Here is a 20608-nt window from a genome sequence, read left to right as displayed (position 1 = left end):
GGGAAACCCCTGCGGGCGTGTCAGGCGGCCGCGTACTCGTGCGCCGGGTAGGTCAGATAACCGACGTCGCCGCCCTGGTAGTACGTCGCCTCGTCGACAGGTGCGAGGGGCAGTCCCACCCGCAGCCGCTCGACGAGGTCGGGGTTGGCGATGAAGGCGCGGCCGAAGCTGACGAGGTCGGCGCCCAGCCCCAGCCAGCGGTCGGCGTCGTCCTTGCCGGTCTGCTTGGGTCCCATGGGGAGGGTGGGGTTCATGATGAGAGTGCCCGGCCAGGCGCGGCGCAGGGCGACCAGTACGTCGTCGTCGGTGGTGGCCTCAATATGGACGTATGCCAGGTCGAGTTGGGCCAGTTGGCCCAGCAGCGCCGAGTACAGCTCACGGATCTCCGTCTCCTCGACCCCCCAGAAGGTCCCGCCCGGTGAGAGCCGGATGCCGGTGCGGTGCCCGCCGACGGCATCGGCGGTGGCGGCCGCGGCCTCGACGGCGAATCTGATCCGGTTGGCCACCGGGCCTCCGTAGGCGTCCGTGCGCAGGTTGGCGTTGGAGGAGAGGAACTGCGAGATCAAGTAGCCGTTGGCGCCGTGCAGTTCCACACCGTCGAAGCCGGCGTCGGTGGCGCGGCGGGCGGCCAGCGCGTACGACGCCGCGTGCTCGGGCACCTCGGCGGTCTCCAGCGCGCGCGGCAGCGGGGCGGGCTGGGGCCCGGTCGGCGTGAACACGTCCCCGACGGCGGGGACGGCGGAGGGACCGACGGGCCGGCTGCCCATGGTGTCGGGGTGCGAGACCCGTCCACCGTGCATGAGCTGCGCGAAGATCCGTCCGCCGTTGGCGTGGACGGCGGCGGTCACCGGCCGCCACGCGGCGACCTGCGCGTCGGTGTGGAGTCCGGGGGTGCCCGGGTTGGACTGCCCGATCACGCTCGGCTGCACCCCTTCGCTCACGATCAGCCCGGCCGTGGCCCGCTGGGCGTAGTAGGCCGCCATCGACGGTGTCGCCAGACCGCCGGCGGCGGCGCGAACCCTGGTCATAGGCGCCATGACCAGCCTGTTGGGAAGGGTGAGGCCGCCGAGCCGATAGCTGGTGAAGAGGGTCGTCACGTGAGGACTCCTTCGCGATGCGCGGTGCGCGGTACCCGGATCTCGAGCACTGCGGTTACGCTAAAACCTCACATCGACGTCAGAGGCAAGCCTTGTGACGCAGGACACAGGACAGCAGCGGGAGGGCCTTGTGCGGATCGGTGAACTCGCCTCACGCGCCGGAGTCAGCGTCAGATCGGTGCGCTACTACGAGGAGCAGGGACTGCTCGCCAGTACCCGCAGCCCCAGTGGGCAGCGGCACTACACGGAGAGCGAGGTCGAGCGGGTCGCCTTCATCCAGATGCTGTACGCGGCGGGGCTCTCCAGCCGGACGATCTCCGAACTGCTGCCCTGCGTCGACGCGCCCAGCGAGGTGAACTCCGACGCGGCGCTGGAGCGGATGGAACAGGAACGTGAACGCCTCTCGGCGCACATCGAGGACCTCACGCGCACCAGAGAGACTCTCGACGAGGTGATGGGGAGAGCACGGGAGTACCGCGAGCGGATGCGCGCCCCGGCGACCCCGGCGACCACCGCCCCGGACTCCAGCGGTGCCCTGCTCGACTGCCGTACGGCCTGAAGGCGTCTCTCGGGAGCTCTCTGGAGCTCTCGGGAGTCAGAGCCCCGGCGCGCCCCAGACGGGGAACCAGCGGGCGAGGTCGGACTCGATCCGTAGATCGTCCCCGATGACCGCCCTGACCTGGAGCTCTCGCTGGTTGTCCCGTTTCTCGGCGGTGCCGGGCCGGGGCGCGAAGGGGTAGAAGGTGCCGCGCTTGTAGAGGTAGACGAGGGCGAGAGGACGCTGCTCGGCGTCACGGAAACTCATCAGCGAGCAGAGGAGCTGCGGGCCGAACCCGCCCTCCTGGAGCAGCGTGTTGACCGCGTGCAGATCGTTGACCAGCGCGGCCGTGTCGTCGGGCGCCTGGCGTGCGAGCAGCCAGGTGTACCCGTACGCGTCCTGGCTGAACTCCACCGGGACCCCGCCCTCGCCCGTGTCCGCGTCGAGCAGTTCCTGTACGTCCCGGCGGATGCGGGCGAAGCCGCCGCCCTCGACACCGGCGAAACAGACCGAGCCGAGGCCGGTGGGCAGATAACCGGCCCCGGCTTCAAGGGTCAGCGCGGCCGACGGCAGCGCGAAGAGCTGGTCGAGATCGGGCCGGACCGGTTTGCTCCTGCCGAGGATGGTGTCGAGAAGACCCACGGGATCAGCTCCTCACGGTGATCGGACAGACGCGTACGGCTCGGGCGGGAGGCTCGGGCCGTACGGGACGGCTGGGGCGACGGCGAGTCGCGGTCGCTCGACAGTCGGTCGACAGCCGGTCGACGCGCGTTTCACGGTCGGTTCACGGGCGCCTCACGGACGGGCGAGCTCGGCGGACATCCGGCCCAGCTGGTCCAGCCTCTGCTGGAGGGTCGGGTGCGAGGAGAGCAGGCGCCCGAGGCTCTCGCGGGAGGAGAAGGCCGGGACGAAGAAGAAGGCGTTGTACGGCTCCGCCTTCCGCAGGTCCCTCGTCGGGATCCGTGCCATCTGGCTGTCGACCTTGGTCAGTGCCGACGCCAGTGCCGACGGCCGTCCGGTGAGCAGTGCGGCCGTACGGTCGGCGGAGAGCTCGCGGTAGCGGGAGAGCAACCGGGTGAGCAGGAAGCCGATGACGTACACCACCGCGCTGACCAGCGGGATCAGCAGGATCGCGAGACCGGCGGGGCCGGCATTGCTGGCATTCCTCGACAGTCCGCTGTAGAGCGCGATCCGGGTCAGCAGGCCCGCCAGCACGCCCAGGAACGACGCGATGGTCATGACGGCCACGTCGCGGTGCGCGACGTGGGACATCTCGTGGGCGAGGACACCCTCCAGCTCCTCCGGTTCCAGTCTGCGCAGCAGGCCGGTGGTGGCGCAGACGAGTGCGCTGCGTTCGCTCCGGCCGGTGGCGAACGCGTTGGGTATGTCGCTGTTCGCTATCGCCACCTTCGGCTTCGGCATATCGGCCAGCGCGCAGATACGGTCCACGGCGCCGTGCAGCTCGGGTGCCTGCTCCGGGGTGACCTCGCGCGCGCCCATGCCGAAGGCGGCGATCTTGTCACTGAACCAGAACTGCGCGATGAACAGACCACCGGCCACGATCAGGATCACCGGCCAGAACTTCCCCAGCACGGCGAGCAGCACACCGACGAGGACCACGTACAGCAGACCGATCAGGAACATGGTGGTCACCATGCGTGTCGTCAGACCGCGGTCCTTGGTGTAGCGGGTTTGGGTCATCTCTCGCCTCCATCACATCTCTACATCTGCCATTTTCCTCCTCATCGCTCCGAAACGTCGTAAATGGAACGTATGGACGGTGCGGGACCGGTCGCGTCGGCGCCGTGGCGGGCACCGCCTAGGCTTCGACCGGCACCGGCCCCGACCCCAGGAGCGCGCACCGTGTTCGACCTCGCACCAGAGCACCCGTACCCCGACGGCCACCGGGCGGACGAGGCGCCCGCGCCGCACCCCCTGCTCGCGCCCGTGCTCGGACTCCTGGGCAGCTGGAGTGGCCGGGGACGCGGCGAGTACCCCACGCTCGCCGGGGATTTCAGCTACGCGCAGGAGATCACCTTCAGCCACGACGGCCGCCCGTTCCTCCGTTACGAGACCAGGGCCTGGCTGCTCGACGCGGACGAGGCACCGCTACGGCCGTCGGCGCGGGAGAGCGGCTGGTGGCGGCTCCAGCCGGAGGGCCGGGTGGAGGCGCTGATCACCCAGCCCACCGGTATCGCGGAGATCTCGGTGGGCCTGGCGGCGGACGGCACGGTCGATCTCTCCACCCACGAGGTCGCCCGCACTCCCACGGCCAAGGAGGTCGACGCGACCCGGCGTCGCTACACCCTGACCGACGACGACACGCTCACGTTCGTCCACGACCTCGCGGCGGTGGGCCAGCCGCTCCAGCACCATCTCTCGGCCCAGCTGCGACGCACGCGGTAGGAACCTTCGCCCCGCTTCCACGGCCAGGTCGGACTCGCCGCCGTTCAGACCTGTTCGAAGTGGAACGCCTTGATGAAGCAGTCGCGCGGCTGGGTGACCGCGAAAAGGACGCACTCCACCAGTGACTGCGCGGTGAGGTTGTCCGTGGACTGGCGCGGAGCGCTGTCCCACTCCTCGGTGAGCGGGTCGGCGTTGTCGAAGTCGGGCGGGTAGAGCGATATCACCCGGACCCCCTGGGGCCGCAGGCGCCTGGAGAGGATCTCGGTGAACCCCGCCTGGGCGCTCTTGGCCGCGTAGAAGGCGTCGTGCGCGTCCGACCGGTGGTGGCCCGGCGTTCCGCAGGCGGAAACCATCGTCACGACATCGGGCTTGTCCGAGTTGAGCAGGAGAGGGAGGAAGTTCTTCACGGCCAGGACCGTGCCGGTGCCACCGGAGGCCATCGTGTCGACGACATCGGCGTCGGTCGCGGACAGCAGGTCCGGGCCTTCGAGGTAGCGGGAGCCGTTGTTGACGAGCACGTCGACACGGTCCGTACGCCGCGCGACGGCGGAGGCGAACTCGCGGATGGAGGCGGGGTCCGTCAGATCGCAGGTGAAGGCGTGTACGCGCTCGTGACCACGGTCGCGGAACTCGTCGCGGACCCGTTCGGCGGCGGCGAGACCGCGGGCGGAGAGAAAGACCTCGGCGCCGAGGTCCGCGAGCCGGATCGCCAGGGTCCGCCCGAAGTCGCGACCGGCGGATGTGATGACGACGCGGTGGTTGTCGAATCTCATGCTGTCTCCCGTGCTCCCGCTTCATGGATCGGTTGTCGCGCTGACGCACACCCCAGATCGCCTCTCCCGAGGAAAGGATCATGCATCAGACGGAATCGTCCCGGCAATGCGCCCGCGTGACCTGCGACTTCTCGCGGCGAGAGATCTCACCGGTCCGACGCATGCCTGGATTGTCCGGATTCGGCGTGAGCCCTCTTGGGTAGTTATGAAGTGGTTCATGAGGCCACGGAGGCGGGTGCTTCCTGCCGCGACCCGGTGGCGGGGTGCCCCAGCGGAATGCCGTGGCCGCCGCCGCCCGTGGGGGCCACGCGGACGCCCCGCGCGAGCCGAGAGGTGTCAGCGACATGACGACCGGCATGCAGTTCGGAATCTTCACCGTGGGTGACGTGACCCCCGACCCCACCACCGGCACGGCCCCCACCGAGGCGGAACGCATCCGGGCCACCGTCGCCATCGCCCGTAAGGCGGAGGAGGTCGGTCTCGACGTCTTCGCCACGGGTGAGCACCACAACCCGCCGTTCGTGCCGTCCTCACCCACGACCCTGCTGGGCTATGTCGCCGGACAGACCGAACGGATCATCCTGTCCACGTCGACCACGCTGATCACCACCAACGACCCCGTCAAGATCGCCGAGGACTTCAGCGTCCTGCAGCATCTGTCCGGCGGACGGACCGACCTGATGCTCGGGCGCGGGAACACCGGGCCGGTCTATCCGTGGTTCGGTCAGGACATCCGTAAGGCCATCCCTCTGACCGTCGAGCACTACGGCCTGCTGCGCCGGCTGTGGCGCGAGGAGGTGGTCGACTGGGAGGGCAAGCTGCGCTCGCCGCTCCAGGGCTTCACGCTCGCTCCGCGCCCGCTGGACGGCATCCCCCCGTTCGTATGGCACGGCTCCATCCGCACGCCCGAGGTGGCGGAACTCGCCGCGTACTACGGCGACGGGTTCTTCGCCAACCACATCTTCTGGCCCTCGTCGCACACGCGGACCATGGTGGACATGTACCGGCAGCGCTTCGCGCACTACGGCCACGGCGCGCCGGAGACCGCCGTCGTCGGTCTGGGCGGACAGGTGTTCATGCGCCGCAACAGCCAGGACGCCGTAAGGGAGTTCAGGCCCTACTTCGACAACGCGCCGGTGTACGGGCACGGTCCCTCCCTGGAGGAGTTCACCTCGCTCACGCCGCTGACGGTCGGGTCGCCGCAGCAGGTGATCGACAAGACGCTCGGCTTCCGGGAGTACGCGGGCGACTACCAGCGCCAGTTGTTCCTCCTCGACCACGCGGGGCTGCCGCTCAAGACGGTGCTCGAACAGCTCGACCTCCTGGGCGAAGAGGTGGTGCCGGTGCTCCGCGAGGAGTTCGCCGTCGGCCGGTCCCCCGACGCGCCGGCCGCTCCCACGCACCAGTCGCTTCTGCGCGAACGCGACGCGAGGGACGGTGGGAACGCCCCGGATTCCGTGGCCCCCGAGGACGCGACGAGCAGCACCGCCGAGCCGTAACCCACCGAGCCCTGACACGAGTTGGAGGTTGGACGGCGTGACGACCAAACTCACGATCATCACCGGCGGGCTGCGGGAGCCCTCCTCGACGCGCATGCTCGCCAACCGGCTGGAGGCGGCGGTACGCACGGAACTCGCCGGTGCCGGAATCGCGGTCGAGTCCTCGTTCGTCGAGCTGCGTCCGCTGGGACACGCCATCATCGACGCGATGTTCAGCGGATTCCCGTCCGCGCCGCTGGAGAAGGCCTTCGACACGGTCGCCGACGCCGACGGGGTCGTCGCGGTCACCCCGGCCTTCAACGCTTCCTTCAGCGGTCTGTTCAAGTCCTTCTTCGACGTCCTCCCGGAGGAGACGCTGTCCGACATGCCCATCCTCATGGGCGCCACCGGCGGCACCGAGCGGCACTCTCTCGTTCTCGAACACGCGCTCCGGCCGATGTTCTCCTATCTGCACGCCCTGGTGTCCTCGCGGGGTGTGTACGCCGCCACGGACGATTTCGGCACCCAGTCGGACGGAGCGGTCCTGCGCGACCGTATCGCCGCCGCCGCGGCCGACTACGCCCGCCTGGTCCAGGGATGCGGCCCCCACCGCAGACGTGACTCCTTCCAGGACAGCGCCACCGCGATGCGACAACTCCTGGACGGCGACGGGTCCTGAGGCCCTCAGCCCGGGGAAGTGCCGGACGAGGTACGGGACTCCAGGACCTTCGCGACGAAGGACGCCAGCTGCTCCCTCATCCGCTCACGAGGCACCCCCCGCGGACCCGCGAGGTGCTCGACCAGGTCGGCACGGACGGCGGCGAGCAGCGCGTGGGCGGTGAAGTCGCTGTCGGTCAGACCGGGAATCTCCTCCAGCACGGCCCGGAGCAGGCCGTGCCACCGCTGGTAGTGGTCCGCCTGGTACGGGCTGTCGCCGCCGGCGCCCTCCAGGGCAAGGGCGAGATGGCGGTGGTCGAGCTTGAAGCACAGGACCGCGTCGAGGAGGGCGGGTACGCGCTGAAGCGGCGGAGCACCCGGCCCCAGGGGCGGCGGGCCTTCCTCGATGGCGGTGCCGACCGGTTCGAGGCGCGCTCGGTACAGGGCGTGGATCAGGCCCGTGCGGTCGCCGAAGGCCCGGAAGAGGGTCGCCTTGCCGACGCCGGCCGCCGCCGCGATGTCGGCCATAGTGACCGAGTCCGGGCTCTCGCAGTGGGCGAAGAGGCCGTCGGCCGCCGTGAGGGCGGCGGCCCGGTTGCGGGCGGCGTCCTTGCGCGGCTTGCGCTCCGTCATGGGATTCCTCCAGTTGCAAAGCGGACCGGGGGTCCGTATCGTTCGGCTCAGAAACGGACCCTTGGTCCGCATCGTACTGGACGGAGTTGCCCATGCCCACGAACACGGCTCCCGCGAACACGGCTCCCGCGGACGTCTACCGCCACGGCCTGCGACTGCTGCTGGACAAGAACATCCCCGGCTGGGTCGACCTCTGGGACGCCGAGGGGGTCCTCGAATTCCCCTTCGCGCCCGACGGCTGGCCGAAGCGGCTGGACGGCAAGGCCGCGATCGGCGACTACATGCGCGGCTACCCCGACCACATCGACGTCCATGACTTCACCGACGTGACGATCCACGAGACCACCGTCTCCGACACCGTGGTGGTCGAGATGCGCGGAGTGGGGCGCCTGGTGGAGACGGACCAGCCGTTCGACATGAGCTACATCGCCGTGGTGACGGTCGAGGACGGCCTCATCACCCACTACCGCGACTACTGGAACCCGCTTGCCGTCCAGGACCCGGCCGCCGACTTCACCGGCCGGAAGTGATGAGCGCCTTGGGCACGACCCTGGTCATGGGCGCCACCGGCACCACCGGCAGCCGCGTCGTCGCCCAACTCGTCGCGGGCGGGCATGGCGCCAAGGCCGCGAGCCGGCGGGCCACCGCCACTCCCGTCGCCGGTGCTGGTGCCGGCGCCGGTGCCGGTGCTCGGGCCGTCCGCTTCGACTGGGACGACCCCACGACCTTCGACGAGGCCCTGCGCGGCGCGGACCGCGTGTATCTCATTCCGCCGCTCGGCTCGCTGGAGCCGGCCGCTGTGATGCTGCCCTTCCTGGAGCGGGCCCGTACGGCGGGCGTACGCCGCGCCGTGCTGCTCAGCTCGTCGGCCATCGCGGCCGGCGGACCCTCTACGGGGCAGATCCACCAGGCCCTGCCGGACCTGTTCGACGAATGGGCGGTGCTGCGGCCCTCCTGGTTCATGCAGAACTTCACCGGCGACAGCCCGCACGCCCGGAGCATCCGGGCGGACGGGAAGATCCTGACGGCCACCGGTGAGGGCCGGGTCGGGTTCATCGACGCGGACGACATCGCGGCGGTCGCCGTACACGCGCTGACGAGTACCCGGGCCCCGAACAGCGACCTGCTCATCACCGGGCCGCAGGCGCTGAGTTACGGCGACGTCGCCGATGTCCTCGCCCAGGTCATGGGCAGGGTGGTCAGCCATCGGCAGCTGACGTACGAGCAGATGCGCGACCGCCTGGCGACGGTCATGCCGGCCGAGTACGCCGCGCTGCTCGCGGGTATGGACCGCTCCATCGCGGAGGGGGCGGAGGACCGCACCACGGACACCGTCGAACGCCTCACCGGCCGCGCGCCGGGCTCCTTCCGGGCCTTCGCCGAACGGGAGTTCCGCGCCTCGGCCGCGCGCGAGCCGGCCTGAGTGTGGCGAGGACGGTCGTGGAACGGGTGGCACGCGGGAGGCGCCGCCCTACTTCCCGGCCTGCCCGGCGGCGCGGAGCGCCTGGGAGCGGCCGGAGTGGAGCGGCCTCGGCGGGCCGGTGAGGGCTCCCGGGGTGCGGGGGCACGGGGCCCGAGAGGCCCAGGAGGTCAGCCCTTCAGGCCGTAGAAGTGGATGGGTGAGTTCGGCCGGAAGCCGATCCGGGGGTAGACCGGCGCCCCGGCGGCGGTCGCGTGGAGGGTGGCGCGGGTCAGTCCGGTGGCCCGGCCCCCCTCGTACAGCGCCTTGCGCGTCACCGCCTCGCCATAGCCCCTGCGCTCCCACTTCGGGTCCGTGGCGACCAGCACGACGAAGAGGCGGCCCTCCGCCTCCACCGTCCCGGCGCAGGTCACCGCGGTTCCGTCCCGCCGCAGCCCGAGATACGCGTACACCTCGTTCCTCCACAGCCCGGAGCCGGCCAGACCATCGCGGCCGTCCTCCGGAGCCAGTCCGTACGCGCGCGAGTTGAGGTCCGCGTAGGCGCGCAGGTGCTCGTCGGTGCTGACGCGGACGAACGTCAGGTCCGGATGGTCCGGCTCGGGCACGGGCAGCAGGTCCCCGGCCATGCCCGTGCCGGGGAAGGCATGGGTGAGATGCGCCTGCCCGGCGGCCGTCGCCAGTACGGCGCGTGCCCCGTCGTCCAGCAGGTCCTCGAAGACCCACAGGAAGCCCGGCCGCTCCTTCGTGCGCATGATGTCGGCCGCCTCCCGCAGACGCCGCTCCACGAGTTCGGCGTCCGCGCCGACCTCGGTCAGCGTGACGCAGTTCCAGAAGGGGAACCGGCAGTCCGCCCAGCGGACGGCGAGACCCGGGAGGTCCCGTACGTCCGCGGCCGGATCGCGGTCGAGCACCATCGCCCGCCACACGGCGGCGAGTTGCCGCATCGACTCGACCGAGTCCGCAAGATCCGCCACTGAAACCCCTCGAATGGTCGCGTACCTGTCGCGTACGAAACGAACTGTCCGAGTGGAGAACGATCCTCGCGGGACCCGGTTCCGGGCGTGCGGGGCGCTCACTTCGTGGGTCCTTCAGCGGGTCTTGCGTGCCACCCCGCCGAAGAACCCGATCGTCTCCGATCCCGGCGGCGGCGGGGCGTCCGGGCGCCAGAACGGGACCTGGGCCAGGCCCGGTCCGATCAGCTCGAAGCCGTCGAAGAAGCGCTCGACCCGGGCGCGCGGCCTCAGGTTCAGACTGGCGGTGGCGTTGTTGTAGACGGCCTGGGCATCGCTGCGGTCGGCGAAGTCACCCGTGGCGTGCGAGAGCACGAGGAAGCTGCCCGCCGGCAGCGCGTCGCGCAGAGTGGCGACGACCTGTTCGGGCTGCTCGTCGTCGGTGAGGAAGTGGAGTATCGCGACGAGCAGCAGGGCGACGGGCTCGTCGAAGTCGATGACCCGGCGGACCTCGGGGTGGTCCAGGATGGCCCCGGGGTCGCGCAGGTCGGCGAGCACGATGCTTGTCCCGCCGGAGCGGTCGAGCAGCGCGTTGGCGTGCGCGTTCACGATCGGGTCGTTGTCGACGTACGCGATGCGCACGTCCGGCGCCACTTCCTGGGCGGTCTCGTGCACGTTGGGCGAGGTGGGCAGTCCGGTGCCCACGTCGAGTATCTGCCGGACACCGCTGCCGACCACATGCCGGACGGCGCGCTGGAGGAAGGCGCGGTTGGCCCGTACGCCGATCCTCACCTCGGGCGCGGCGACGGCCAGTTGGTCGCCGGCCTCCTGGTCGACCTCGTAGTTGTCCTTGCCGCCCAGCAGATAGTCGTAGATCCGCGCGGGGTGCGGCCTGCTGGTGTCGATGCTCCAGGCAGCGAAGCCGTTCTCCACGCCGTGCGCTCCTCTCGACGGCCGCCCCGGGCTCGTCGCCCGTGCGAGACTGCCGTCAGCTTTCCCTCCCAACTCCGCGACGTGGGAACGTAGTTCCCGGCCGACAGCCCCGGCCGTACGCATGGGTTCGTACCGACCGCCGCCGTAGGAGAGAGACGCGCATGGCTGAGCAAGTGCTTGAGCGAGTGCCCGAGCAGGTGTCGGAGTCGATAGAGATCGCGGTGGCGCCGGGCATCGTGTACGCGGCGGTGACGGACGTCGCCGGGATGGGCCGCTGGAGCCCCGAGTGCACGGGCGCCGATGTCGAGGAGAGGGCCGCGGGAGCCGCAGAGGTGCGGGTCGGTATGCGCTTCACCGGCCACAATGTGTCTTCCGCCAAGGCGCGTCCCTGGTCGACCAGTTGCACGGTGACCGCGGCGGATCCGGACGAGAGGTTCACCTTCCTCACCCGTAGCTCCGGTATGCGCATCTCGATCTGGAGTTACCGGTTCGAGGCTCTCGACCTCGGCAGGGCGACGAAGGTCACGGAGACCTGGACCGACCTGCGAGGACGGTTCATGCGCTTCGTAGGGCCGCGCGTCACCGGCGTCCACGACCGGGCCGCGCACAACCGGGGGACGATGAAGGTCACTCTCCAACGGCTGAAGGAGGCGCTGGAGAAGGAGGCGTCGGAGTAGGAACAGGAACACCGGTCGGGCTGAGCGGGGGCGGGCCTGGCGGGGCCCGTACGCCGTCGACCGCCGTCACACCTTCCCGCAACGCTCGCGGAGGAGGCCGACACCCTCGCCTTCAAGGTCGTCGCAGTACGCCGCGCGTCCGGTCATGGCCATCACCAGGGCCACGGTCGTACCGGAGACGAGCGGTCCCGAGCCGGTCGTGAAAGGGCCGTCGTTCGCGACGAGTCGCAGGCCGTCGACACGTCCCTTGGCGGGCACCACGAGGTCTGTGCCGGCGTAGTACTCGGCCACCTGTGCGACAACCTCGACCGGATGGTCCCGGTGGATGCCCAGCGGGCGCCGGATGTCCTGCCCGTGGACGACCGTCTCCCCCAGCACGGCCAGAACGGGGACCGGAGGTTTGGTCGTACTCGGTACGATCCGCCGGAATCGCTCAAGGGTCTCGGCCGGGCTCGCGCCCAGTTGCTCGGCCAGACGCATGGCCACCTGCTTGTCGAAGTCGAATCGGCAGCGGATCACACCGGCCAGCCACCGTACGGGGTTGAGGCCGGCCGCCGACGTGAGATGCGCCAGCACCTCCCGCACGGTCAGCTCATCGCAGAGCGACCGTGTGGACCACTGCTCGTCGGTCAGGTCCCGGAGATCATCAGCGAGCGCTGCCCGCTCGGCATGGATCAGGGACCAGACCCCGGCTCTTGGCCGCCGGTCGGTTGTCAGATTCGAATCAGTCACCGTGAGTAGTCTTTCCTTGAAGCGAAGTCATCGCACGAGAGTGAACTCCTCGGTGCGCCCTCGGCGCAACCGTCGCGGCGGCGGTCCCGGGGGGCGGGGCAGGTCGGTGGGGGCCGGTCGGGAGAACGCGCAGGTGAGGGGGCTCGTTCGAGGATCATTTCGATTGCACGGTAGCCTGCGGCCCCATGATGCGCGCCTGGATGCTCCCGACGCTGTTCCTGCTCTGCGGCTCGGTCGTCGCGACCGCGCAGTTCCTCGGCGGAAGCCCCGAGGCCGCCGGGGCCCTCTTGCTGGTGTTCGTACTGGTCGGGGCGGTGCACTCTCCTCTGGTCTTCCCGAGGTCCGTCGGAGCGGCGGAGGCACAGCGCCGCAGCGCGGTCGACGGCCGGCCGGTCGTCTACTGGCGGGCGGGCTGCACGTACTGTCTGCGCCTGCGCTTCCGGCTCGGCCGTGGCGCCCGCGAGCTGTACTGGGTCGACATCTGGCGCGACCCGGCGGGAGCGGCGGAGGTGAGGGCCGCCAACGACGGGAACGAGACCGTACCGACGGTCGTCGTGGCGGGCCGGCCGCGTGTGAACCCCGACGCCGCGTGGGTACGTGAGCAACTCCCGCCGTCAGCCTGATCACTCGGCGACGGGCGAACCGGGAAACCCCCACCCCGGCTGTGGCGCTCTCTCTCCTGGAACTCCTGGAAAGCCCGTAGGAGGCCGGCGGCGGCCTCGGCAATGGGCGGATGTACCGATACGGCCAGCACTTCGATCAGACGCCGCCCCGCCAGCACCGCCTCGTGCGAGGCCTGCTCCCACCCCACCTGCCGCGCGTAGTCACCGCCGGGTCCGGGGTCGAACGCCTCGGCCACCGCACTCCACTGACGGGCCCTGACAATGCTCGTCAGCAATTCCAACACGTCCACGTGGCTCTGGGGCTCGCGAGTGACGACACCGTCCACCAGCTCAAGAAGGAACGGCACCGTGTACGAGGTCGCTTCGGAGACCACGAATCCCCACGCGCAGATCCGCTCTCCGATCTCCTCCACTGCGAGCCTGGCGGTCTCGTCGTCGCCCCACGCCGCTCGTGACAGCAGTCCGGGGATGTCCCGCGCCGATCCCTGGGCATTGCTCAACTCGCCCCAGGGGACTCGCGCCAGCCCCTTCAGGAGGGTTCCCATCCGCCTCACCGGCCCGATCTGTCAGCGTTCGTGATGCCGCGACCGCGCGGACGGTCGTCGTGGCGAACTCGCCGCACGGTCAATCGAGGGCGTCGAGCCAGGCGTTGCCGGGCGGGGGTACGAAGAAGTAGCCGCCGCCGGTGGTGAGGACGTACTTCGCCAGCGCCTCGCTCGCCAGGCGCTTCTGGACCGCTTCGAAGCCGTGGGCCAAGTCCCGCTGGTAACAGCTGAAGACGATGCCTGTGTCACCGTCGCCCCGGTCGTAGCTGTAGCTGCGCCGCACGAGCGGGGGCGGGTTGCGGCGGTCGGGGGCGGCGAGCCTCACGTGCGAGTCGAGGGGCGTCTGCCGCCCCTTCGGATCGGCGGCGAAGTTCGGCTCCTCCCCGACCGGTGTCCCGTCCAGCCACTTCCCGTCACGACGGCGGCCCATGATCCGCTCCTGCTCGGGGACGGTGTCCTTGTCCCACAACTCGGTGGCGAAGCGTATGACCCGCACGACGTGATAACTCCCGCCGACGGCCCACTCCGGCTCCCCCTGCCCGTCCCGTACGAGTACCCGGTCGGCGACCTCGCGGTCGGACTCCGGATTCCCGAACCCCTCGGTGAAGTGGAACGGATTACGGGCGAGCCCCCGGCCGCCGTCGACCCGATTCTCGGCCCGGAACCCGTCGATCCCCCACCGCACGCCCCAACCGGACGCACTCGCGACGGACTTGACGCTCTCCACGGCTTTCCGCACCGCCGAAGCGTCCTCCCCCGTGATACGTACGAGAAGGTCGCCGTGCGACTGCTCGGGATCCAACAGGTCGCCGGCGAAGGTGGGCATCACCGTCAACTGCCGGGGAGCCTGTGCGCCCGCCCCCTCGAAGAGCGACACCCCCAACCCGAACCCCAACCCCACCGCGCCGCCGACAACCGACCGCACCTCCTCCGCGAACTCCCGTACGCCCCGCCCCCGATCCAGGACGACAACCCCCACGTACGGCTCGGGCAGCCCGGCCCCCACGCCGGCGGCCACCCCACCGACAGCCTGTTCGGCGGAAGCCTCATCCACCTCGGGCTCACCCCCCAAACGGCTGACGACCACACCACCACCCACAACCCCCAGCGCAACGGCGCCCCCAGAAACCACCAACGACCTACGCCGCACGGCACATCCCCCTCACTACCAGACCCACCGAAACCCCACCGCCGCCACATTCTGCCCACACACCACGCCCAGCCGACTTTGGCGGGCGCTTCGGTCCGCGCCCGGGTGAGGAGCCGGAGAGCAACTCGTCGCCCTTCACCCCTCGACAGGGCTCTCCCATGCCGCTCTTACTACGCCATCTGAATCCGGCACCACGGCGCACCATCGAACCAGGACCACATCCGCCAGCATGAACGACAATCCCCTGTCCGTTACTTCGGCGAGACTCTCGGCCCCTCCTGGGTGGGCACGGTAAATGAGCTGGCCGGGCTTGAGCGGGGCTTCGAACGCAGTGAAATCTTCGTCCAACAGCCCCGTGTCGACCCGCAGGTCCGGGTCTGCGACAACGCTGAGGAGGGAGCGGGGCCGTACAGCCTGTGCCACCTCCGCCACATTTCCCGCAGTCACCCGGAACCATCGGCAGCCGTAAGCACCGTGCGCCCAGCGCTCACACAAGAGCACCAGCCCATCGGCCGCCGCTCGGACCGAGCTCCAGAAATCGTCATCGACGACGTCATCGACAAGTTTTGGCTCCTCCTCGGGATCCGGTTCCGAGGCGCGCCACTCAAGAGACAGGTTGTCGCCAGCGAGCCCGGTGAGCGAATTGGCTACCGCTGGGTCCATTGAGAGATGGATCGCCCCATTCCATCCCGACTCGACGCGAAGGCGCCCCGGTGTGATCAGTCGGCAGTACGGTCCGAACCCAGCCGCCATCCGCTCAGCGAGATCTATCGCCTCCGCCGGGTCGGCCTGCGTCCCGTTGCGGAGCCCCGAGTACCGGTCAGGGAGCGGTTCGCTGACCAGCAACTCACTGACCTCAAGACGGTCAGCTCCGCATTCCTCGATCACCAGGTTGAGCAACCCCCGCAAATCCACCGCGTAGGCACTCCAGGCCGGCGCCTCCGCCAGGGCGCCTCGCACATGCTGCTCGCTCGGGCTGACGACAAGCTCGGCTGTCATTCGGCCAGCCACTTAAACCCAACACCTCTGAGGACTACGGATGCCGACACCCTTTAATACCGCCCGCTTGTTAGGCCCAGCCCGATCGTGATTCACATACCGAGGTTGACCACCTTCAGCCACCCTGCTCTCCCAAATGAACACCAGCGTCTGACCAGCGGGCACTGTGCGGAGGCCTTACCAGTCCAAAGGCGCGGGCCCAATCGGCAGGCTCGTCAGGGAGGTCGTGGCAACCTTATACGGCCTCTCCGACCTAATTTGCCGCGCAGAAGTCACTGCCGCGAAGGTTCGAGGAAGTCTCTGTTACATCCGGAGCTTCGCCCGCCACCTCGGAAGTTCAACTCGACGCCGTCCCGGGCCGTGATTCGGACGGCGGGTCAGAGATCAGCCAAGCCCGGTCGAAGATCGCGCCCTGACCGCAGGAGTGTTCTACTGTGGCTGTCCGCGTACAGACAGTGAGGGACTCGTCCTGCCCCGCCGAGCCGTCCAACTCCTCGACCGGAGAAGCGACATGGGCCCCGCGCGGTGGGGATTCGATGTCGCGTCGGCCGTGTCTTCGGAACAGGTCGGCGATCAAACTGGTGAACAAGGCGAACCGGACGGTGAGTGAGGCGATGCACGATCACAACGGAACGGCCGCCGGGCAGTTGAGGCTCGGTGCAGCCGGCATGGTCAGCATCAGCAAGCAGTTCCACTTCTCGGCCGGGCATGTCCTGGACACGCTGCCCTCGTCGCACAAGTGCGCCCGCGTACACGGGCACAATTATGTGGTGGTCGTGGAACTGGCCGCGCATGCAAACGACTTGACCGAGGCCGGGTTCGTACGGGATTACGGGGACCTCGACCGCTTCAAGACGTGGCTGGACGAGACCCTCGATCACCGGCACCTCAACGACGTCATGGATGTCTCCCCATCGGCCGAGAACCTGGCCCTGTGGATCTTCACCCGATGGTCCGAGGAGTACCCCGAACTGACCGCCGTGTGGGTTTCCGAGACACCCAGGACATGGGCCGTCTACCGGGTGGAGCCTCGGGCTACCACCACGGCGGAGGGCTAGGGCATCGCTCCCGGGGAGGCGGTCAGTTGGTCGTCGAGCGTGGAGAGCGACCTCAGCCTCTCGTGGCTCTCCGTGCCCGGGGGTGCGGTGAAGACCGTGAGGACGTGGGAGTCGTCCGGGTCCAGCAGGGTCTGGCCGTGGAGTTCCAGGGCGCCGATGCGTGGGTGATCGATGTGCTTGGGGGCGCAGTAGGGGCCGATGACCGGGTGGGCGTGCCAGATCGTGGCGAACTCGTCGCTGGTGCGCAGCAGTTCGCCGACGAGGGCTGCCGTGCGGGGGTCGGACGGGGCGCGGGTGTGGGTGGCCAGGAGTTGGGCGGTGATCGTACGGCCGTGTCGGGCGTGGTCCTCGGGTGGGAGAAGGTTCCGTTCCGCCGGGTCGGTGAACCAGCGGTAGGCCAGGGCGCGGCGGAGCCCGGTGTGGCGGGTCTGGTCGCCGAGGAGGAGGGTGGAGAGCCGGTTCTGGGCGAGGGTCTCGCCGAGGCGGTTGAAGATCTGGGCCGGAGTGTCCTCCATGCGGTCGAGGACCGCCAGCATGCCGGGGTTGACGCGATCGCCGGGCGCGACCCGTCGCGGGGCCGCGTATCCGGCCAGGCGGAACAGGTGGTCGTACTCCTCCGGGGAGAGCCGCAGTGCCCGCGCGATGGCGGAGAGCATCCGCTCGGAGGGGCGCGGTCCGCGCCGCTGCTCGATACGCGAGTAGTAGTCGGTCGACATGTTGCCGAGCTCCGCGACCTCCTCGCGGCGCAGTCCGCCGGTGCGCCGGCGCCGGGTACGCGGCAGGCCCACGTCCTCGGGCTGGAGCGCCTCGCGCCTGGTGCGCAGGAAATCGGCCAGTTCGGCGCGGTCCATGCGCCCACACTCCTCTCGCTCACGCGGCACACCGTCACGGGGTGCCGCGCGGCATGATCACCCGGTCCTGTCAGCACGGTTCGGGTGAGGGGTATTCCCCGGCTGCCTTCTCCGGGGCCGTAGCGTCGGGGGACGGTATGTGACCTGGATCACCGGACACTCCGTCCCTGGTTGCGCTTCCCGGATCTTGTGACGCTCGCAGTCATGAACACCGACAGCGCACTCAGCTTCCCCTCCCCCGCCCACTGGATCGACGGCCGCGCCGTCCCCTTCGACGGCCCCCTGATCGAGGTCGTCAACCCCGCCACCGGCGAGGTCGTCGCCACTGTCCCCGACGGCTCGGCGGCCGACGTCGACCGGGCGGTCGCGGCGGCCACCGCCGCGTTCCCCGGATGGGCCGCCACCGGCCCGGCCGAACGCGCCGCGATCGTACGGCGCGTGGCCGCCGGTCTGAAGGAGCGTGGCGGGGAGATCGCCGCCGCCATGACCGCCGAGATGGGCGCCGCGCGCTCCCTGACGGGCACGCTGGCGATCGCCCTGCCCCCGATGGCGGTCGAGAGCTTCGCCGATGTCGCGGAGAGCTTCCCGTGGACCGAGGAGATCGCGAACTCGCTGATCGTGCGGGAGCCGGTCGGCGTGGTCGCCGCGATCGTGCCGTGGAACTTCCCCGTCCAGCAGATCGTCACCAAGGTCGTCCCGGCCCTGCTCGCGGGCAACTCCGTGGTCCTCAAGCCGGCCGAGACCGCCCCGCTGGCCGCGCGGATCTTCGCCGAGGTGACGGCCGACGCCGGGCTGCCGGCCGGGGTCTTCAACGTCGTGCACGGCACCGGACAGGTGGTCGGCGAAGCGCTGGCCGCGCATCCGCGCGTCGACATGGTGTCCTTCACCGGCTCGACCCGGGCGGGCAGGCGCGTCGCCGCCGTGGCGTCCGGGACGGTCAAGCGGGTCGCCCTCGAACTCGGCGGCAAGTCCGCCAACATCATCCTGCCGGACGCCGACCTCAAGGCGGCCGTCACCGGCGGGCTGGCCGTCGCCTGGGCCAACAACGGCCAGGTCTGCGGCGCGTACAGCCGTATGCTCGTCCCCGCCCACCTGCACGAAGAGATCCTGGGCCTGCTGCGGGAGGCCGCGGCCGAGTACACGGTCGGCGACCCGGCCGACGAGAGCGTACGGCTCGGTCCGCTGGCCTCCGAGACGCAACGCGAGCGCGTCACCGCCTACATCGAGCGGGGAATCGCCGACGGCGCCACCCTGGTCCTCGGCGGTCCCGGACGGCCGGAGGGGCTGACCGACGGCGCGTACGTCAGGCCCACGATCTTCACCGATGTCGATCCCCACTCGGTGATCGCCCAGGAGGAGATCTTCGGACCGGTCCTGGCGGTCATCCCCTATACGGACGACGACCACGCCGTCGAGATCGCCAACAGCACGATCTACGGCCTCACGGGAGCGGTCTTCGGCGAGGAGGAGCACGCGATGGCGATCGCCCGGCGTATGCGCACCGGACAGGTCGACATCAACGGCGCGCACTTCAACCCCTTCGCGCCGTTCGGTGGCTACAAGCAGTCCGGCAACGGCCGCGAGTACGGCCGCCAGGGCCTGGAGGAGTTCCTGGAGACCAAGGCCATCCAGCGCTGAGCCGACCGGATCCGTGGCAGCGGCGGAAACCGGACGACGGTAAATGGCTGAGGCATTGGTCTAGGCCAACCGTCGACGTCCCTGTAGCCTCAGCAGTGCCAGTTCTTCACAATCTCCACAACCAGGTTGCACGCTGGCGCGCGGGCGATGCCCAAGATCTCTGCCCCGAGCAGCCGGGTCACCTCCCCATTCGCCGCCTCTAGGAGTCACGGTGAAAGTTCGCACCAGAAGCTCGGCGATCATCAGTGCCGTCTGCCTCGTTGCCTCCCTCGCCCTCACCACAGCCTCCGCCGACGAGCCCTCCGCCGCACACAAGGCGGCGGGGGTCGAGCTGACGCAAGTGGCCACCGCCCAGAATCCGATCGCGGGCGCCGCCGGCCCCGACGGCCAGGTCTGGATCGCCGAACGCGCCGGTACCGTACGGGTCTTGGGCGCACAGGGGCTCGGACGGCCGGTCCTCGACATCTCCGACGAGACCACCACCGACGGCGAACGCGGCCTGCTGGGCATCGCGTTCGACAAGGGCTTCAAGCACTTCTACATCTCGTACACGGACCTCGAAGGCACGAGCACCGTCGACGAGTTCACGATGCGGTACGGAAAGATCCAGCCGAACACCCGGCGCACCGTCATCACCCAGACGCAGCCGTACGAGAACCACAACGGCGGCGACATCAAGTTCGGCCCCGACGGTTACCTCTACATCGCGCTCGGCGACGGCGGCGCGGGCGGCGACCCGCACGGCAACGGGCAGAAGCTGGACACGCTGCTCGGCAAGATGCTGCGGATCGACCCGAACGGCGCGAAGCCGTACGCGATCCCGGCGGACAACCCGTTCGTGGGCGACCCCAACGCGAAGGACGAGATCTGGGCGTACGGGCTCCGCAACCCGTGGCGCTTCTCCTTCGACGCGGGCACGGGCGACATGTTCATCGGCGACGTCGGCCAGAGCGACTGGGAAGAGATCGACTGGGCATCGGCCAGGAGCGACGGCGGCGAGAACTACGGCTGGGCATCGATGGAGGGCACCCACCCCTTCCGCGGCGGCACGGAGCCCGCGAACCATGTCCCGCCGGTGCACGAGTACGACCGTCTGGGGCTGGGCTGCTCGGTGACCGGTGGATTCGTCTACCGCGGATCCAAGATCCCGGAGCTCAGGGGGCAGTACCTGTACAGCGACTACTGCGACGGCACGGTCCGCTCGCTGAAGCTCAAGAACGGCAAGGTGACCGGCCAGGGCGACCTGGGTGTCAGCGGCGGCGAGGTCATCTCGTTCGTCCAGGGCGGCGACCGCGAGCTGTACGTGCTCGCGCTCGGCGGCACGATCTCGCGCATCGACCCCGCGTGAGCGTCAGCTGAGGAGCGGTGAGTCCCCGGGGAGCCTTCGAAGCCCTCCGACGGATGCGAACGGATGAGAGACCGGGCGGGCCCGGTGCCGGAACATCGGCAC

At 69.8% G+C, this 20608-nt stretch carries 22 protein-coding genes; 11 read left to right on the top strand and 11 right to left on the bottom strand.

The features are described from left to right. Nucleotides 1-20: 20 nt before the first annotated feature. Nucleotides 21-1097, bottom strand: a complete 1077-nt coding sequence (locus ACFWU9_RS26395) for an alkene reductase (protein ID WP_384322579.1) — start codon at nt 1095-1097, stop codon at nt 21-23. Between the two features lie 130 nt (nt 1098-1227). On the opposite strand from ACFWU9_RS26395, the gene ACFWU9_RS26390 reads away from it, so the two are divergent. Next, on the top strand, nt 1228-1656 hold the full coding sequence (locus ACFWU9_RS26390) for a MerR family transcriptional regulator (protein WP_384322595.1): 429 nt from the start codon (nt 1228-1230) through the stop codon (nt 1654-1656). Between the two features lie 36 nt (nt 1657-1692). On the opposite strand, the gene ACFWU9_RS26385 is transcribed toward ACFWU9_RS26390, so the two are convergent. Both ACFWU9_RS26385 and htpX read right to left on the bottom strand, forming a co-directional pair. Continuing rightward, nucleotides 1693-2277: a hypothetical protein gene (locus tag ACFWU9_RS26385; RefSeq protein ID WP_384322577.1), complete on the bottom strand. Its 585-nt coding sequence runs from the start codon at nt 2275-2277 to the stop codon at nt 1693-1695. Between the two features lie 153 nt (nt 2278-2430). After that, entirely contained in the window at nt 2431-3336 is a 906-nt protein-coding gene (gene htpX, locus ACFWU9_RS26380; RefSeq protein WP_384322575.1) for a zinc metalloprotease HtpX, read from the bottom strand. Between the two features lie 162 nt (nt 3337-3498). Between htpX and ACFWU9_RS26375 the strand changes: the two genes are divergently transcribed. Then, nucleotides 3499-4041: an FABP family protein gene (locus ACFWU9_RS26375; RefSeq protein ID WP_384322574.1), complete on the top strand. Its 543-nt coding sequence runs from the start codon at nt 3499-3501 to the stop codon at nt 4039-4041. Nucleotides 4042-4085: 44 nt separating this feature from the next. Here ACFWU9_RS26375 and ACFWU9_RS26370 read toward each other — a convergent pair whose 3' ends face one another. Then, nucleotides 4086-4814, bottom strand: a complete 729-nt coding sequence (locus tag ACFWU9_RS26370; protein WP_384322572.1) for an SDR family oxidoreductase — start codon at nt 4812-4814, stop codon at nt 4086-4088. Between the two features lie 356 nt (nt 4815-5170). Between ACFWU9_RS26370 and ACFWU9_RS26365 the strand changes: the two genes are divergently transcribed. Next, nucleotides 5171-6313 (top strand): LLM class flavin-dependent oxidoreductase, encoded by a 1143-nt coding sequence (locus ACFWU9_RS26365; RefSeq protein WP_384322593.1) that lies wholly within the window; start codon nt 5171-5173, stop codon nt 6311-6313. Nucleotides 6314-6350: 37 nt separating this feature from the next. Then, entirely contained in the window at nt 6351-6971 is a 621-nt protein-coding gene (locus ACFWU9_RS26360; protein ID WP_384322570.1) for a CE1759 family FMN reductase, read from the top strand. A gap of 5 nt (nt 6972-6976) precedes the next feature. On the opposite strand, the gene ACFWU9_RS26355 is transcribed toward ACFWU9_RS26360, so the two are convergent. Next, nucleotides 6977-7582, bottom strand: coding sequence for a TetR family transcriptional regulator (locus tag ACFWU9_RS26355; protein ID WP_384322568.1), 606 nt, complete (start codon nt 7580-7582; stop codon nt 6977-6979). Between the two features lie 92 nt (nt 7583-7674). Between ACFWU9_RS26355 and ACFWU9_RS26350 the strand changes: the two genes are divergently transcribed. Beyond that, nucleotides 7675-8112: a nuclear transport factor 2 family protein gene (locus ACFWU9_RS26350; RefSeq protein WP_384322565.1), complete on the top strand. Its 438-nt coding sequence runs from the start codon at nt 7675-7677 to the stop codon at nt 8110-8112. Beyond that, nucleotides 8112-9005: an NAD(P)H-binding protein gene (locus ACFWU9_RS26345; protein WP_384322563.1), complete on the top strand. Its 894-nt coding sequence runs from the start codon at nt 8112-8114 to the stop codon at nt 9003-9005. The genes ACFWU9_RS26350 and ACFWU9_RS26345 overlap by 1 nt, the downstream gene beginning before the upstream one ends. Before the next feature lie 167 nt (nt 9006-9172). Here ACFWU9_RS26345 and ACFWU9_RS26340 read toward each other — a convergent pair whose 3' ends face one another. Together ACFWU9_RS26340 and ACFWU9_RS26335 are read right to left on the bottom strand one after the other, a co-directional pair. Next, nucleotides 9173-9976, bottom strand: coding sequence for a GNAT family N-acetyltransferase (locus ACFWU9_RS26340; RefSeq protein ID WP_384322562.1), 804 nt, complete (start codon nt 9974-9976; stop codon nt 9173-9175). Between the two features lie 114 nt (nt 9977-10090). After that, complete coding sequence (locus tag ACFWU9_RS26335) at nt 10091-10885, bottom strand: SAM-dependent methyltransferase (RefSeq protein WP_384322560.1); 795 nt, start codon at nt 10883-10885, stop codon at nt 10091-10093. A gap of 161 nt (nt 10886-11046) precedes the next feature. Here ACFWU9_RS26335 and ACFWU9_RS26330 point away from each other — a divergent pair, with 161 nt between their 5' ends. Further along, on the top strand, nt 11047-11562 hold the full coding sequence (locus ACFWU9_RS26330) for an SRPBCC family protein (RefSeq protein WP_384322558.1): 516 nt from the start codon (nt 11047-11049) through the stop codon (nt 11560-11562). 66 nt (nt 11563-11628) lie between these two features. Here the strand turns inward: ACFWU9_RS26330 and ACFWU9_RS26325 are convergent, their stop codons facing one another. Beyond that, the gene (locus ACFWU9_RS26325) at nt 11629-12294 is read right to left on the bottom strand and encodes a maleylpyruvate isomerase family mycothiol-dependent enzyme (RefSeq protein ID WP_384322556.1); all 666 of its coding nucleotides are present in this window, start codon (nt 12292-12294) and stop codon (nt 11629-11631) included. A 185-nt stretch (nt 12295-12479) separates the two neighbouring features. Between ACFWU9_RS26325 and ACFWU9_RS26320 the strand changes: the two genes are divergently transcribed. Then, nucleotides 12480-12917 carry a glutaredoxin domain-containing protein gene (locus tag ACFWU9_RS26320; RefSeq protein WP_384322554.1) on the top strand — a complete coding sequence of 146 codons (438 nt, stop codon included), beginning with the start codon at nt 12480-12482 and terminating at the stop codon, nt 12915-12917. Nucleotides 12918-13541: 624 nt separating this feature from the next. On the opposite strand, the gene ACFWU9_RS26315 is transcribed toward ACFWU9_RS26320, so the two are convergent. Both ACFWU9_RS26315 and ACFWU9_RS26310 read right to left on the bottom strand, forming a co-directional pair. Beyond that, nucleotides 13542-14516 (bottom strand): Dyp-type peroxidase, encoded by a 975-nt coding sequence (locus ACFWU9_RS26315; protein ID WP_384322552.1) that lies wholly within the window; start codon nt 14514-14516, stop codon nt 13542-13544. 231 nt (nt 14517-14747) lie between these two features. Then, the gene (locus tag ACFWU9_RS26310) at nt 14748-15611 is read right to left on the bottom strand and encodes a hypothetical protein (protein WP_384322550.1); all 864 of its coding nucleotides are present in this window, start codon (nt 15609-15611) and stop codon (nt 14748-14750) included. A gap of 668 nt (nt 15612-16279) precedes the next feature. On the opposite strand from ACFWU9_RS26310, the gene ACFWU9_RS26305 reads away from it, so the two are divergent. Then, nucleotides 16280-16669: a 6-pyruvoyl tetrahydropterin synthase family protein gene (locus ACFWU9_RS26305; protein WP_384322591.1), complete on the top strand. Its 390-nt coding sequence runs from the start codon at nt 16280-16282 to the stop codon at nt 16667-16669. Here the strand turns inward: ACFWU9_RS26305 and ACFWU9_RS26300 are convergent. Next, complete coding sequence (locus tag ACFWU9_RS26300) at nt 16666-17520, bottom strand: helix-turn-helix transcriptional regulator (RefSeq protein ID WP_384322547.1); 855 nt, start codon at nt 17518-17520, stop codon at nt 16666-16668. The two genes, ACFWU9_RS26305 and ACFWU9_RS26300, sit on opposite strands and share 4 nt — an antisense overlap. Before the next feature lie 204 nt (nt 17521-17724). Here ACFWU9_RS26300 and ACFWU9_RS26295 point away from each other — a divergent pair, with 204 nt between their 5' ends. Both ACFWU9_RS26295 and ACFWU9_RS26290 read left to right on the top strand, forming a co-directional pair. Beyond that, on the top strand, nt 17725-19158 hold the full coding sequence (locus ACFWU9_RS26295) for an aldehyde dehydrogenase family protein (RefSeq protein ID WP_384322545.1): 1434 nt from the start codon (nt 17725-17727) through the stop codon (nt 19156-19158). Nucleotides 19159-19369: 211 nt separating this feature from the next. Then, nucleotides 19370-20506, top strand: a complete 1137-nt coding sequence (locus tag ACFWU9_RS26290) for a PQQ-dependent sugar dehydrogenase (protein WP_384322543.1) — start codon at nt 19370-19372, stop codon at nt 20504-20506. Nucleotides 20507-20608: the final 102 nt, after the last annotated feature.

The sequence above is a fragment of the Streptomyces sp. NPDC058653 genome (assembly GCF_042716895.1).
GTDB lineage: Bacteria > Actinomycetota > Actinomycetes > Streptomycetales > Streptomycetaceae > Streptomyces.
This window is presented reverse-complemented; position numbering and strand designations above follow the sequence as displayed.